Raw genomic sequence first — 14,264 nt, 5'->3', positions numbered from 1 at the left:
GGACACGTACCCACCCATGATGCCGACCGGTCGGTATGCCGTCCAGACCGGGGGGCCAACGTGATCGGGCCCACGATAGGCGGATCACGTGCCCGGCGTCGGCCCTGCCGAGGCCCGCCGGTGACGCGAATGGCGTACATCGGGCCATTCGGCTTGCACGGCGTGGGCGGACCCCGGAGGGTCGACGCATGAAGGCGATCAGCTACGCACGGTACGGCGGCCCCGAGGTCCTCGAGTACGGCGACGTGGACGACCCCAAGGTCGGCCCCGACACGGTGCTCGTCAGGGTGCGGGCGGCGTCCGTCAACCCGGTCGACTGGAAGGCCCGCCAGGGCCACCTCGACGCGATCCTCCCGACCGTCTTCCCGGTCGTCCCCGGCTGGGACGTCGCGGGCGTGGTCGTCCGGCCCGGACCCGCCGTCCCGGAGTTCGCCGAAGGCGACGAGGTGATCGGCTACGTGCGCCAGGACGTCCTCTCGGGAGGCACCTTCGCCGAGTACGTGGCGGCCCCCGTGCGCACCCTCGCGCCCAAGCCGCGCGCCCTCACCTTCGAGCAGGCGGCCGGCATCCCCCTCGCCGGACTCACCGCGTACCAGGTGCTGCACCGCGTCCTCGGGGTGCGCCGGGGCGAGACCGTCCTGGTGCACGCGGCGGCCGGCGGGGTCGGATCCGTCGCCGTCCAGCTCGCCGCCCATGTCGGTGCCCGGGTCATCGGCACGGCGAGCGAACGCAACCACGACTTCGTGCGCGGCCTCGGCGCCGAGCCGGTGAGCTACGGCGAGGGTCTGGCCGAACGGGTCCGGGGGCTCGCACCCGAGGGTGTGGACGCGGTGTTCGACACGGTCGGCGGGGACGCCCTGAAGACCTCCGCGAACCTCCTCGTGCCGGAAGGCCGCCTGGCGTCGATCATCGACCCCGGCGTGGTCGAGTACGGCGGCGACTACTGGTTCGTCCGGCCGGACCCGCAGGACCTGCGCAAGCTGTCGGAACTGGCGGATCAGGGGGTCCTGGCCATCCACGTCGAGGAGACCTTCCCCCTGGAGCGCGCGGCGGACGCCCACCGCCGCAGCGAGGAAGGCCACGTACGCGGCAAGATCGCGATCACGGTGCCCGAGTGACACCCCCCGGGGCTCCGCCCCGGGCCCCGCTCCTCATGCGCCGGAGGGGGCTGATTCGCAGCCCGTCCGGCGTTTGAGGACAGGCCCGAAGGGCCGAAAGGGGGTCTGGGGCGCGGCCCCAGGATCGGGAAGCGAAAGGGCGGCGGGGGCGAGAAACCCCTACCACAGCACGACCCCCACCCCACCCCCCACCGTCGCCAGCACGCACACCACAATCCTTACCGCATAGCGAAGCGAGAGCCGCTCAGGCTCCCCACCCCCCGCCAACCCCCGAATCCGCCGATGGGCGACCACCAACACCCCCGCCCACCCCGCACAGCACACGGCCCCCGCAGCGAGCACACCCGCCGACGCCCCGCCCGCCAGCCCCGCCTTCCCCGCCAGCACGGCCACCACCGTGGCCGCGAGCGTCGTCCGCCGCCACGCCAGCCGCGTCCGCTCGGGCTGCAGCCCCGGATCCCGGTCCACCCGCCCCGCCCCCGCAGCCGCCCCGGGCGTCACTGCTCCCACCCCACCAGCACCACCACGACCATCACCACGGCGACCCCCGCCACCACCACCCCCAGCAGCGCCGGGAACCGCGACACGGGCAGGTCCTCCCCGCGCCGCATGGCCCGCTCGCACCGCACCCAGTGGTTGACCGCCCGGAACGCGCACAGCGCACCGGCCGCCAGCAGCGCGAGGGCCAGCCCGACCCGCCAGCCCCAGCGCAGGTCGGGCAGGAACTGGTCCACCGCGAACCCGCCGCCGATGAGCGCGAGCGCGGTCCGCAGCCAGGCGAGGAACGTCCGCTCGTTCGCCAGGGAGAAGCGGTAGTCGGGCGTCTCCCCGTCCTCCCGCACCTCGGCGGGGGAGAACCACAACCGGACGTTCCGTACAAACTCGATCACGTCGGCGACCCTACCGGTCGCCTCCGATCAGCCGGTCCCGTGCCCGCGTGCGCCCGCCCGGTACGCCCGCAGCCGTTCGTACGCCGCCAGCCCGTCCGGCACCCACTCCCACTCGCCGAGCCGCCGCTCGACCTCCTCCTCCGGCAGGAAGTCGTACCAGGCCACCTCCTCGGCCTGCGGCCGCACCGGCAGGTCGCAGCGCACCTCGTACACCGCCGACCACCAGGTCCGGTCCGCGCCGTCGTCGTACAGGAAGGTGAAGAGGTGCGAGGGGCGCGGAAGGCCGCTCACGCCGAGTTCCTCCTCGGCCTCCCGCAGGGCCGCCTCGTCGTACTCCTCGCCCGCGCCGACGACCCCGCCGACGAACATGTCGTACAGCGAGGGGAAGACCAGCTTGTCCGGCGTGCGGCGGTGGACGAAGACCCGGCCCGCGCCGTCCCTGGCCAGGACGAAGACGCACCGGTGGCGCAGCCCCCGCGCGTACGCCTCCCCGCGCCGGACCTGCCCCACCACCCGGTCCCGCTCGTCGACGACGTCGATGATCTCGTCCGCACTCCGACCGCTCCCGCTCGTTCCACTGCCACACGTGCCGCTCTCACTCATACCGCCATCAAAGCAGCGAGCCCGCCTCACGTCCCGCACGGCACCCGCGGTGCGCGCCCGCCTCTCGACGCCACAAGTTGCCCGTTCGTGACCGCAGTTGACGCGTGTAACACCCTCTGCGCCCTTGACGTGATCCGTTGGCGGACGGTTTGCTGTCCGTGATCAGCTCATGGCAGGCGGCAGCCGACCACTGCCACCGACCACCCGCCGTGAGCCGTATGACAAGAGAAGCGCGTGAGGAAGTTCCGCGGTGTCCCCACCCCCGCCTCCCCTCGGCCGTGCCCGCAAACGAGCGGCACAGGCCCATGACGAGGCCCTCGACGACGCCGAACTCGTCGCCGCGCGGGCCGCACTGGCACAGGGGCGGTGGCAGAGCACCCGCTCGCTGCTGGTCCGGACGGGGGACGACTGGGACCGCCGCGGGCACCGGATCGCGGTGCTCGCCGGCGAGCCGTACTGCGCCCCGTGGGCCCGTGAGTGGCTGCTCGCCGAGCCCGACTCCGGCGACGCGACCGTGCTGCTCGCCCTGGCCCAGGTGCGGCGCGGGCTGCGCGGCAAGGAAAAGCCCGCCCGGGTCCGCGACGCCTGCCAGAAGGCCGCCACGCTGCTGCCGGACGACCCGACGCCCTGGCTCGGGTCACTGATGCTGGAGTGCTCGCTGGGCGCGGAGGGCGACGTGGTCCGCGTCTTCGAGCAGGTCCGCACCCGCTACGCCGACCACCACCACGCCCACCACCTGGTGGTCGGCTGGCTCGCGGAGCGCCGCGTGGAGGCGGGCCCGGACCCGCTGCACGAGGTGTACGACTTCGCCAACTGGGCCGCCGAACAGGCCCCCGCCGACTCGCCGCTCGCCATCCTGCCGGTCATCGCGCACGCCGAGCGCTACCGCACCCTGGCCGCCGCCGGACACGAACCCCCCGACCCGGTCGCCTCCGGGCACTGGGTCGGACGCCGCGCCCGGCAGGTGATGAAGGCGGCCTTCGACTGGTGGCTGGAGTGGGAGCACGAGGACCACCCCCGCCGCCTGGTCGACCTGAACTTCCTCGCCCACGCCAAGGTCTGCGAGGGCCGGGGCGCCGAGGCCGCCGCGCTGTTCCACCGCATCGGCGAGCACGCCACCCCCGCCCCCTGGTCCTATCCCGACCGGGACGGCGTCACCGCCTTCCGTACCGCCCGCGCCGCCGCCCTGGGCACGGCCTGACCCCCACCCCGACGCCCCCCCGCACCCACCACCGACCCAAGGACGGTCTCGAGATGACGACGGACAGTTCGAGCACCAACAGAGCCCCGGCCGAAGGGATCAGCACCTTCAAGGGGCAGGACCGCGCCCTGCGGGCCGACCGCCTCGGCACGGGGGGCCTGCTGCTCTCCGTCCTGGCCGCGACCGCCCCCCTCATGGTGGTCGCCGGTGTCATGCCCACCACATTCGCGGTGATGGGGATCGTCGGCCAGCCTCTGCTCTTCGTGGTCCTGGGTGCCGTACTGGTGCTGTTCAGCCTCGGATACGCGGAGATGAGCCGGCACGTCCACAACGCCGGTGCCTTCTACGCCTACATCTCCCGCGGGCTCGGCGGCACCGCCGGCGCGGGCGCCGCCCTGGTCGCTCTGGTCGCCTACAACGCCCTCCAGGTCGGCATCTACGGCATCTTCGGCTTCGAGGTCTCCGGCCTCTTCGCCACCTACGCCGACCTCGAGGTCGCCTGGTGGATACCCTCCCTCGTCGCCGTGCTGGCCGTCGGCGCGCTGGGCTGGCTGAAGATCGACGTCAACGCGAAGGTGCTCGGCGTCCTGCTGGTCATCGAGGTGGTCCTGGTCGTCGTCTTCGACATCGCCGCCGTCGCCGACCCCGGCAAGGAGGGCCTGTCGCTGCACGCCTTCAACCCGGACACCCTCACCGGCGCAGGCGTCGGCACCGCCCTGTGCTTCTGCATCGCGGCCTTCCTCGGCTTCGAGCAGGCCCCGGTGTACGCCGAGGAGACCAGCAGGCCGCACGTGCTGGTGCCGCGCGTGATGTTCCTCGCCGTCACCGGCGTCGCCGTCTTCTTCGCCATCAGCAGCTGGGCGCTCACCGTCGCCACCGGCCCCTCCGCCATCGTCGGCACCTCCCAGGAGCAGAGTGCGGGCCTGCTGTTCTTCCTCACCGAGGACCGGCTCGGCTCCACCTTCACGGACGTCCTGCACATCCTGTTCGTGACCGGCATGTTCGCGGCCATGCTCAGCTTCCACAACGTCGTCGCCCGCTACGCCTTCGCCATGGGCCGCGAGGGCCTGCTGCCCGCCACCTTCGGCCGCACCACCGGCACCAGCGGCGCCCCCGGCACCGGCTCCCTGCTGCAGACCGGCATCGCGGCGGTGCTGGTGCTGACCTTCGCGCTCACCGACGACAAGCCGGCCGGCGACCCGACCGCGCCCGTCCTGCACCTGTTCACCTGGGGCGGCAACATCGGCGCGCTCGGCGTGATCGTGCTGATGGCCATCGCCTCGCTGTCCGTCGTCGTCTTCTTCGTACGGCGCGGCGCCGCGAGCGCGCAGGCCTGGCGGCTGGTCACCTCGACCGTCGCCGGCCTCGCCCTGGTGGTGATCGCGGTCTACACGGTGAAGGACTTCGACGTGCTGGTCGGCACCGGCCCGGACTCCGCGCTGCGCTGGATCCTGCCGGGCGTCATCGGCCTCGCCCTCGTGATCGGGCTGGTCCAGGGCGCGATCCTGCGCGCCCGCGCCCCCGAGACACACGCCCGCATCGGCCTGGGCAACGAGGCCTTCCAGCTGGAGAAGGAGGCCGAGCGCACCCCGTAGGACACCCGCACCCGTCTTACGGAAGTCTGACGAGCACCCGCGTTCCCTGGCCCGGCCCGGGGCGCGGGTGCTCGAATGTCGGGGTGAACCCCGAACAGCCCCCGCGCGACCCGGACGCCCCCCGCACGAGAGCCGAGGCGGACGACCCGGACGCGCGCGGCAAGCCCGTCGGCCGCCGCGTCCTGCTCGGCACCCTCGGCCTCGGCGCGCTCGGCCTGGCTGCCGCGCCCGCCCTCCAGCGCGGCCTGGAATCCTTCCTCGCCGGCGCCTCCGAACGCGACCCCACCGGCCTGACCGGACTGCTCCCGAACGGCGGCGGCTTCCGCTACTACTCGGTCACCGCGTCCGTCCCCCGCAAGGACGAACGCACCTACCGCCTCACCGTCGACGGCCTCGTCGACCGCCCCGCCACCTACACGCTCGCCGACCTGAAGGCCCTGCCGCAGACCCGTACGGTCCGCGACGTCCAGTGCGTCACCGGCTGGCGGGTGCCGCACACGCCGTTCGAAGGGGTGCCGCTGTCCCGGCTCCTCGACGCGGCCGGCGTGCGCCCCACCGCCCGCGCGGTGCGCTTCACCTGCTTCGACGGCGCCTACTCCGAGAGCCTCACCCTCGACCAAGCCCGCCGCTCCGACGTCCTGGTCGCCCTGCGCATGCGGGACGAGGACATCGGCCACGGCCACGGCGGCCCGGTACGCCTCTACGTGGCACCCATGTACTTCTACAAGTCCGCCAAGTGGCTCTCCGGCATCACCGTCACCGAGGACGTCGAACCGGGCTACTGGGAGGTGCGCGGCTACGACGTCGACGCCTGGGTCGGCCGCTCGAACGGACGCGACGATGCACCCACGACCTGACGCCCCGCCCGCCGCCACGACCGTACGGCGCTTCGGTCCCGCCCAGCGGCGGGCGCACCGCGCCACGGCCGTACTGATGGGCGTCTGCGTGGCCACCGCCGCCTGCCTCTACGTCCCCCAGCTCGCCCAGCTGGTGGGCCGCCGCGCCCTGGTCGTCACGCTCCACCAGTGGTCGGGCCTGCTGGTGCCCGTCCCCGCGCTCGCCGCCCTCGTCTCCCGCGCGTTCCGCGCCGACCTCGGCCGGCTCAACCGCTTCGGCCCGCACGACCGGGCCTGGCTGCGGGCCGCCCTGCGCCGCGACCGCCGCCCCGCCTCCCGCCCGGCCGGGAAGTTCAACGCCGGACAGAAGCTCTACGCGGCCTGGATCGCCGGGGCCACCCTGGTGATGCTCGGCACCGGGCTGCTGATGTGGTTCACCCACCTCACCCCGCTGGTCTGGCGGACCGCCGCGACCTTCGTCCACGACTGGCTGGCGCTGACCCTCGGCATCGTCCTCGCCGGGCACATCGGCATGGCCCTCGCCGACCCGGAGGCCCGCCGGGGCCTGCGCACCGGCTCGGTCGGCCGGGAATGGGCGGAGCGCGAACACCCCCTGTGGCGCCCCTGACACGACGGAGGCCCGTCCGCCCTCCTGGTGAAGGGCGGACGGGCCTCCGTGAGCCCGGACCCGGCTAGATGATCAAGGACAGCAGGAGCACCAGCGCCCCCGCGACCACCGAGATGATCGTCTCCATCACCGACCAGGTCTTGATCGTCTGGCCGACGTTCAGACCGAAGTACTCCTTCACCAGCCAGAAGCCGGCGTCGTTCACGTGACTGAAGAACAGCGAGCCGGCGCCGATGGCCAGCACCAGCAGCGCGGTGTGCGCGGTCGACATGTCGGCCGCGAGCGGCGCGACCAGACCGGCCGCCGAGACGGTCGCCACGGTCGCCGAACCCGTCGCCAGCCGGATCGCCACCGCGATCAGCCAGGCCAGCAGCAGCGCCGGGATGGACCAGTCCTCGGAAATGTCCAGGATCATCCGGCCCACACCGGTGTCGATCAGCGTCTGCTTGAAGCCGCCGCCCGCGCCGACGATCAGCAGGATGCCCGCGATCGGCGCCAGGCCCTTGTCCACCAGGGAGGAGATCCGCTCCCGGCTGAAGCCGGCGGGCCTGCCGAGCGTGAAGATGCCGACCAGCACGGCCGCGAGCAGCGCGATCAGCGGGGAGCCGATCACGTCGAAGACGCGCTGCACCTGGTGCTCGGGGTCGTCGATCACGATGTCGACCAGAGCCTTGGCGAGCATCAGCACGACCGGCAGCAGGATCGTGGCCAGCGTCGCGCCGAACCCGGGGCGCCGCTCCAGATCCTCCGACGGCCGCTGCGGGACCATCCGCTCCGGGGCCGGGACGTCCACCCAGCGGGCGGCGTACCTGGAGAACAGCGGACCGGCGATGACCACGGTCGGGATCGCGACCAGCACACCGAGCGCCAGCGTCACGCCCAGGTTGGCGTCGACCGCGTCGATGGCGACCAGCGGGCCGGGGTGCGGCGGGACCAGACCGTGCATCACGGACAGACCGGCCAGCGCGGGGATGCCGATGCGCATGAGCGAGTAGTTGCCGCGCTTGGCGACCATCAGCACCACCGGGATCAGCAGCACCACGCCGACCTCGAAGAACAGCGGCAGGCCGATCACCGAGGCGATCAGCACCATCGCCCACGGCATGGAACGGCCGCTCGCCCTGGCGAGGATGGTGTCGACGATCTGGTCCGCGCCGCCGGAGTCGGCGAGCATCTTGCCGAGGATCGCGCCGAGGGCGATCAGCACGCCCACACCGGCGACGGTGGAGCCCAGTCCGGCGGTGAAGCTGGTGATCACCTTGTCCAGCGGCGCCCCGGCGAAGGCACCGAGGGCCAGTGACCCGATGGTCAGCGACAGGAAGGCGTGAAGTTTGAACTTGGTGATGAGCAGGACGATGACGGCTATGCCCGCCAGGACGGCGATGCCCAGCTGAGCGTGGCCGGCCGAGGTGATCGGCTCGGGTGCGTCCGCTGCCAGCATCTCGACGCTGAGTCTGGTCACGGTGGATCCCTAGGGTGTACGGGGGTTGAGGGGGGAGTGGCCGGCCCCGGGGGGGCCGGTGGGGGACCTACGGGGTGGGCTCGGGGAGCGCCGTCAGGGCGGTGGCCGCCCGTTCGGTGATCTCCTCGGGGCTGCCCGTCACGTCCACGGCGACCCCGGCCTCGTCCTGCCCCAGCGGCTGGAGCGTGGCGAACTGGGAGTCGAGCAGTGCCGTGGGCATGAAGTGCCCCTTACGGTGCGACATCCGGTCCTCCACGAGCGCGCGGTCACCGGTGAGGTGCACGAAGACCACGCCCGGTGCGGCGGCCCGCAGCCGGTCACGGTACGACCGCTTCAGCGCCGAGCAGCTCACCACGCCGCCCAGACCCGCACGCTGCTGCGCCCAGTCGCCGATGGCGTCCAGCCAGGGCCACCGGTCGTCGTCGGTGAGCGGGGTGCCGGCCGACATCTTGGCGATGTTGCTCTGCGGGTGGAAGTCGTCGCCCTCGGCGTACGGAACGCCGAAGCGGGCCGCGAGCAGAGGACCGATGGTGGTCTTGCCCGTCCCGGCGACGCCCATGACCACGACGACGTGGGGGGTGTTCATCGCTGCCTCACTGTCTGCTGTCTTCGTCGACACCTGATGTCGACGGCAACTGAAACTCATAAGTACGACGACTTCAAGAGTCTGTGACGAATAAGTCTGACCTTTTCTTCGGGTGACCCGACCCGTACTCTGAGTGCATGAGCACCATGGGCCGGGGGCTGCACGGCCGCGTACTGGACACCCTCGGCCCCGAGATCACCGCCGGCGAGTACCCGCCCGGCAGTGTCCTGCGTACCGACGAGCTCGCCCAGCGTTTCGACGTGTCGCGCTCCGTGATGCGCGAGGTGGTCCGCGTCCTGGAGTCCATGCACCTGGTGGAGTCGCGGCGCCGCGTCGGCGTGACCGTCCTGCCGGCCCGCGAATGGAACGTGTACGACCCCCAGGTCATCCGCTGGCGCCTGGCCGGCGCCGACCGCCCCCGCCAGCTGCGCTCCCTCACCGTGCTGCGTTCCGCGATCGAACCGGTCGCGGCGGGGCTGGCCGCGCGCAACGCCACGGCCGAGCAGTGCGCCGAACTCACCGAGTGCGCCCTCGGAATGGTCGCCCACTCACGCGGACACAAGCTGGAGGGCTACCTCTTCCACGACGTGGCGTTCCACCGCGTGATCCTGACCGCCTCCGGCAACGAGATGTTCGCCCGCCTCGGCGACGTCGTCGCGGAGGTGCTGGCCGGACGCACCCACCACGACGTCATGTTCGAGGACCCCGACCCTGCGGCGGTCACCCTCCACGTCCAGCTCGCGGAGGCCGTCCGCGCCCGCGACGCGGCCCGCGCGGAGGAACTCACCCGGGAGATCACCGAGGGCGCCCTCCAGGAACTGGACGTCCTGGCGCCGTAGCGCCGCCAAATCCGGACTACTCCAGGAAGTCGCCGTCGACGTACGCCCAGGCGCCGTCGACGCGTTCGAAGCGGCTGCGTTCGTGCAGGGAGCCGCCTCGGTAGGAGGCACGGAAGGTCACCGTGCCGGTGGTGTGGAAGGCGGAGCCGGCCTCCGTCGCCAGGATCTCCAGCCCGGTCCAGCGCATCCCCGGGTCGAGGTCCAGCCGGGCAGGCCGCGTCCGCGGGTGCCAGGTCCGCAGCAGATACGCCCCGTCCTGCCGCACGAACGCGCAGTACCGCGACCGCATCAGCCGCTCGGCGGTGGGCGCGGCGGCGGCTCCGCCGTGGAAGCGGCCGCAGCACTCCTCGTAGGTCTCGGGGAGGCCGCAGGGGCAGGGCGTGCGAGACGTCATGAGGCACCTTCCGTACAACGACCGAGGGCCGCGACCTCGCGGTCGCGGCCCTCGTGTTCCAAGTGTCCGAGGGGGGACTTGAACCCCCACGCCCGATAAAGGGCACTAGCACCTCAAGCTAGCGCGTCTGCCATTCCGCCACCCGGACAAGGTGTCTGTCGCGCGGGTTTCCCCCCGCGGCGACGACGTAAACATTACCAGGTGTTCAGGGGTGGCCGATCACCCCCGCCCGCCGCGCCGTCGCGTGAACGGCGCGTGGCGGGCCGGGCCTGGTCTTGGGGCGGGCCCGCCGGCGAGGGAGGATGAGGGGGACCCACCAGCGGGAACACCAGCAGCGGGAGGAAGCACGTGAGCCAGACGGACCCGGCCAAGGGCGTCACCGGTGAGGACGAGGTCGTGGACCTCTGCCGCGAGCTGATCCGGATCGACACCAGCAACTACGGCGACCACTCCGGCCCCGGCGAGCGCAAGGCGGCCGAGTACGTCGCCGAGAAGCTCGCCGAAGTGGGCCTGGAGCCGCAGATCTTCGAGTCCCACCCGGGACGCGCCTCCACGGTCGCCCGGATCGAGGGCGAGGACCCGTCGCGGCCCGCCCTGCTCATCCACGGCCACACCGACGTCGTCCCCGCCAACGCGGACGACTGGACCCACCACCCCTTCTCCGGCGAGATCGCCGACGGATGCGTGTGGGGACGCGGGGCCGTCGACATGAAGGACATGGACGCGATGACCCTCGCGGTCGTCCGCGAGCGCATGCGCAGCGGCCGCAAGCCTCCGCGGGACGTCGTCCTCGCCTTCCTCGCCGACGAGGAGGCCGGCGGCACCTACGGCGCCAAGCACCTGGTGCACAAGCACCCCGAGCTGTTCGACGGCGTCAGCGAGGCGATCGGCGAGGTCGGCGGCTTCTCCTTCACCGTCAACGAGAAGCTGCGCCTCTACCTCGTGGAGACCGCCGAGAAGGGCATGCACTGGATGCGGCTCACCGTCGACGGCACGGCCGGCCACGGCTCGATGACCAACGACGACAACGCCATCACCGAGCTGTGCGAGGCCGTGGCGCGGCTCGGCCGCCACAAGTGGCCGGTCAGGGTCACCAAGACCGTCCGCGCCTTCCTGGACGAGCTCTCCGACGCGCTCGGCACCGAGCTCGACCCGGAGAACATGGACGAGACCCTCGCCAAGCTCGGCGGCATCGCCCGCATGATCGGCACGACGCTGCGCAACTCGGCGGCGCCCACCCAGCTCGGCGCCGGCTACAAGGTCAACGTCATCCCCGGCCAGGCCACCGCGCACGTCGACGGCCGCTTCCTGCCCGGCTACGAGGAGGAGTTCCTCGCCGACCTCGACCGGATCCTCGGCCCGCGCGTGCGGCGCGAGGACGTGCACTCCGACAAGGCCCTGGAGACCGACTTCGACGGCCGGCTGGTCGACGCCATGCAGATCGCGCTCAGCGCCGAGGACCCCATCGCGCGCGCCGTGCCGTACATGCTCTCCGGCGGCACCGACGCCAAGTCCTTCGACGACCTGGGCATCCGCTGCTTCGGCTTCGCGCCGCTGAAGCTGCCCCCGGAGCTGGACTTCGCGGGCATGTTCCACGGTGTCGACGAGCGGGTGCCGGTGGACGGCCTCACGTTCGGCGTCCGTGTGCTCGACCGATTCCTCGACGCGTCCTGAGGTGTGTTCCGGCGAGCGCCGGTGATCCCAAGAATCGGGCAGACGTACGGAGTTGACCGGGAAGAGTGAATGCGACCATAAGCTCGTAGCCTCATTACTTCCTCCTCGTTACCCGTGATGTGATCCGCGACTTTGGATCACATTGCCAACTAGGAGGAATACATGCTGAAGAAGGTCGTCGCCGTCGCGGCCGCCACCGGTGGTCTGGTTCTCGCGGGCGCGGGCATGGCCGCTGCCGACTCGGGTGCCCAGGGTGCCGCCGTGCACTCCCCGGGCGTCCTGTCCGGCAACGTCGTGCAGGTGCCGGTTCACGTCCCCGTGAACGTCTGCGGCAACACGATCTCCGTGATCGGGCTGCTGAACCCCGCCTTCGGCAACACCTGCGTCAACGCGTGATGTCGTGTCTCGCCCTCTAGGGAACACCCGCTGAGGGTTCGAGCCCGTCGGCCCCGGAGCGCGCGCCATGCGCTCCGGGGCCGACCGGTTCCCCCCATACGTCGAGAATCCGGGACGCGGCGGACGCCGCCTCCCGGCAGCAGGTCCGAGGACAGGGAATTCAGCAAATGCGACAGGTCACCCGCAAGGGCTTGATGACCATGGCCGCCGCCACCGGTGTGCTCGCCGCCGCGGGCGGGGCCGCCGCCCACGCCGACTCCGGGGCGACCGGCGGGGCCAGCGGCTCGCCGGGCGTGCTCTCCGGCAACGTGGTGCAGGCCCCGGTGCACGTGCCGGTGAACGTCTGCGGCAACACGGTCAACGTCGTCGGGATCCTCAACCCGGCGGTGGGCAACGCCTGCGCCAACACGGGCGGCTCCGGCGGCCACGGCGGCTCGCACGCCCACGGCAAGGCGAAGGGTTCGCCCGGCGTGGCCTCGGGCAACGTGGTGCAGGTTCCGGTGCACGTGCCGGTGAACGTCTGCGGCAACAGCGTCGACATCATCGGTGTGGGCAACGGCACGGGCGACAACGGCTGCGCCAACACGGGGCACGACGGCGGGGAGCCGGGGGAGCCGGGGGAGCCGGGTAATCCGGGGGAGCCCGGCAACCCTGGTGAGCCGGGTAACCCGGGGGAGCCCGGTGAGCCTGGCAATCCCGGTGAGCCTGGCAACCCGGGTGAGCCTGGCAACCCAGGTGAGCCCGGTAACCCCGGCAACCCTGGAGAGCCGGGCAACCCCGGTGAGCCCGGTAACCCGGGTGAGCCCGGGACCCCCGGCACCCCGGGCGGCCCCTCGTCCGGCAACCAGCCGGGCGCCCAGTCCGGCCCGCAGGGCGACGCGGAACTCGCCCAGACCGGCAGCGAGCTGCCGATGGGCCTCGTGCTGCCCGTCGGCGCGGGTGCGCTGCTCGCCGGCGCGGTCCTCTACCGCAAGGCGCGCGCCGCGGCGTGATCTCGGACACACGGAGCGGACCCCGCGACAGAACGCGGGGTCCGCTCCACCTGTTGACTCCGGTCGGGCGCGCTCAGCTCACCAGGTGGCGCGCACCTGGCGGATGATCCGCCGCCGCAGCCGCACCCTGCGGCTGCCGTCACGCATCAGCGTCAGGCGGTACAACTCCCAGTGACCGTACTCGGCATGGTCCGTCAGCAGACGCGCCGTCTCCTTGCGGGACACCCCGCGCGGCACGTACACGTCGACAAATTCGTATTCCGGCATCGCATCTATTGTGCGGGCCGGCCCCCGGTACGGATAGCGTCTGCACTATGTCTGATGCTGCGCAGCCCACCGCTGCCGAGGTACGTGCCGCCGCCGAGGCGGTGAAGACCGCGATCGACCGCCACCTGGCCGCGGTCGAGAGCCGGTCGGGGGACGACGACCCGGCCGTCTACGAGGCCTTCAACCAGCTGGCCGCGGCCGCGGAGACGTACGACGAACTGCTCTACGACCGCTACGACGAGGTCACCCCCTTCGAGATCCCGAGTGCGGAGGAAGCCCTTCCGCCGTACGCCGGGCCCGAGGAACCGAACGCCGTCAGCGTGCTGATCCGTCGCGACTACGCCGTCGCCGAACCGCAGCGGCTGCTGGCCCACGCCCAGCGGATCGAGGAGGCGGACGACGAGAGTCCGGAGGCCTCCGGCACCGTTCACGGGGCGCTCGGCCTGCTGTTCGGCGAGTACGAACCGGACGAGATCGCCTCCCGGCACAAGGAGTTCGGCCTGGAGGAGGGCGACTCCACGCTCTGGGTCACGGCATCGGACGAGATCCCGGACCCGGGGGAGTGGCTCGAGGCGCCCTTCGAGCAGGTGGACCCGGAGACGGTGGTCTGCCGCTTCGACGTCAGCGCGGTCTTCGACGACGACGATGACGGCGACGACGAGAGCGACGACGACATCGAGGCGGTCCTGGCCCCGGACGAGGAGCTGGAACCACTCGACGCGGACCGCTGACCCCATTCGCGGTACAGCGCCGACGGCGGCGGCACTCCGGTGCCGCCGCCGT

General features: G+C 72.2%; 17 protein-coding genes and 1 tRNA gene. 10 read left to right on the top strand and 8 right to left on the bottom strand.

Annotated features, from left to right (window positions below; genetic code table 11):
* Positions 1–188: 188 nt before the first annotated feature.
* Positions 189–1,118, top strand: a complete 930-nt coding sequence (locus B100_RS0114780) for an NADP-dependent oxidoreductase (RefSeq protein ID WP_024885219.1) — start codon at positions 189–191, stop codon at positions 1,116–1,118.
* Between the two features lie 159 nt (positions 1,119–1,277).
* On the opposite strand, the gene B100_RS0114775 is transcribed toward B100_RS0114780, so the two are convergent.
* The 3 genes from B100_RS0114775 to B100_RS0114765 are packed head-to-tail and all read right to left on the bottom strand — an operon-like array spanning position 1,278 to position 2,611.
* Positions 1,278–1,586 carry a DUF202 domain-containing protein gene (locus tag B100_RS0114775; protein ID WP_486585645.1) on the bottom strand — a complete coding sequence of 103 codons (309 nt, stop codon included), beginning with the start codon at positions 1,584–1,586 and terminating at the stop codon, positions 1,278–1,280.
* Positions 1,587–1,615: 29 nt separating this feature from the next.
* Entirely contained in the window at positions 1,616–2,008 is a 393-nt protein-coding gene (locus B100_RS0114770) for a DUF202 domain-containing protein (RefSeq protein WP_024885217.1), read from the bottom strand.
* 27 nt (positions 2,009–2,035) lie between these two features.
* Positions 2,036–2,611: an NUDIX domain-containing protein gene (locus B100_RS0114765; protein WP_024885216.1), complete on the bottom strand. Its 576-nt coding sequence runs from the start codon at positions 2,609–2,611 to the stop codon at positions 2,036–2,038.
* 250 nt (positions 2,612–2,861) lie between these two features.
* Between B100_RS0114765 and B100_RS0114760 the strand changes: the two genes are divergently transcribed.
* The 4 genes from B100_RS0114760 (at position 2,862) to B100_RS0114745 (ending at position 6,871) form a co-directional block, all read left to right on the top strand.
* The gene (locus B100_RS0114760; protein ID WP_024885215.1) at positions 2,862–3,812 is read left to right on the top strand and encodes a hypothetical protein; all 951 of its coding nucleotides are present in this window, start codon (positions 2,862–2,864) and stop codon (positions 3,810–3,812) included.
* Between the two features lie 53 nt (positions 3,813–3,865).
* A complete protein-coding gene (locus B100_RS0114755; protein WP_024885214.1) occupies positions 3,866–5,407 on the top strand; it encodes an APC family permease in 1,542 nt (513 codons plus the stop codon).
* Between the two features lie 83 nt (positions 5,408–5,490).
* Positions 5,491–6,264, top strand: coding sequence for a molybdopterin-dependent oxidoreductase (locus tag B100_RS0114750; protein ID WP_024885213.1), 774 nt, complete (start codon positions 5,491–5,493; stop codon positions 6,262–6,264).
* Entirely contained in the window at positions 6,248–6,871 is a 624-nt protein-coding gene (locus B100_RS0114745; protein WP_024885212.1) for a cytochrome b/b6 domain-containing protein, read from the top strand. The genes B100_RS0114750 and B100_RS0114745 overlap by 17 nt, the downstream gene beginning before the upstream one ends.
* Positions 6,872–6,935: 64 nt before the next feature.
* Here B100_RS0114745 and B100_RS0114740 read toward each other — a convergent pair whose 3' ends face one another.
* Entirely contained in the window at positions 6,936–8,333 is a 1,398-nt protein-coding gene (locus B100_RS0114740; protein WP_024885211.1) for a GntT/GntP/DsdX family permease, read from the bottom strand.
* Between the two features lie 67 nt (positions 8,334–8,400).
* Complete coding sequence (locus B100_RS0114735) at positions 8,401–8,919, bottom strand: gluconokinase (protein ID WP_024885210.1); 519 nt, start codon at positions 8,917–8,919, stop codon at positions 8,401–8,403.
* Between the two features lie 137 nt (positions 8,920–9,056).
* Between B100_RS0114735 and B100_RS0114730 the strand changes: the two genes are divergently transcribed.
* On the top strand, positions 9,057–9,758 hold the full coding sequence (locus tag B100_RS0114730; protein WP_024885209.1) for an FCD domain-containing protein: 702 nt from the start codon (positions 9,057–9,059) through the stop codon (positions 9,756–9,758).
* Positions 9,759–9,774: 16 nt separating this feature from the next.
* Here the strand turns inward: B100_RS0114730 and B100_RS0114725 are convergent, their stop codons facing one another.
* Complete coding sequence (locus tag B100_RS0114725) at positions 9,775–10,152, bottom strand: YchJ family metal-binding protein (RefSeq protein ID WP_024885208.1); 378 nt, start codon at positions 10,150–10,152, stop codon at positions 9,775–9,777.
* 63 nt (positions 10,153–10,215) lie between these two features.
* Positions 10,216–10,300: transfer RNA gene (locus tag B100_RS0114720), tRNA-Leu, on the bottom strand.
* A gap of 200 nt (positions 10,301–10,500) precedes the next feature.
* Here B100_RS0114720 and B100_RS0114715 point away from each other — a divergent pair.
* From B100_RS0114715 to B100_RS33950, 3 genes are all read left to right on the top strand, one after another.
* On the top strand, positions 10,501–11,826 hold the full coding sequence (locus tag B100_RS0114715) for a M20/M25/M40 family metallo-hydrolase (RefSeq protein ID WP_024885207.1): 1,326 nt from the start codon (positions 10,501–10,503) through the stop codon (positions 11,824–11,826).
* A gap of 162 nt (positions 11,827–11,988) precedes the next feature.
* Complete coding sequence (gene chpH, locus B100_RS0114710; RefSeq protein ID WP_006135972.1) at positions 11,989–12,222, top strand: chaplin ChpH; 234 nt, start codon at positions 11,989–11,991, stop codon at positions 12,220–12,222.
* A gap of 167 nt (positions 12,223–12,389) precedes the next feature.
* A complete protein-coding gene (locus B100_RS33950) occupies positions 12,390–13,214 on the top strand; it encodes a chaplin (protein ID WP_037722822.1) in 825 nt (274 codons plus the stop codon).
* 78 nt (positions 13,215–13,292) lie between these two features.
* On the opposite strand, the gene B100_RS0114695 is transcribed toward B100_RS33950, so the two are convergent.
* The gene (locus B100_RS0114695; protein ID WP_004933366.1) at positions 13,293–13,481 is read right to left on the bottom strand and encodes a DUF5703 family protein; all 189 of its coding nucleotides are present in this window, start codon (positions 13,479–13,481) and stop codon (positions 13,293–13,295) included.
* 47 nt (positions 13,482–13,528) lie between these two features.
* Here B100_RS0114695 and B100_RS0114690 point away from each other — a divergent pair, with 47 nt between their 5' ends.
* Complete coding sequence (locus B100_RS0114690; RefSeq protein ID WP_024885205.1) at positions 13,529–14,212, top strand: hypothetical protein; 684 nt, start codon at positions 13,529–13,531, stop codon at positions 14,210–14,212.
* Positions 14,213–14,264 lie beyond the last annotated feature (52 nt).

Source organism: Streptomyces sp. CNH189 (assembly GCF_000527195.1).
This window is presented reverse-complemented; position numbering and strand designations above follow the sequence as displayed.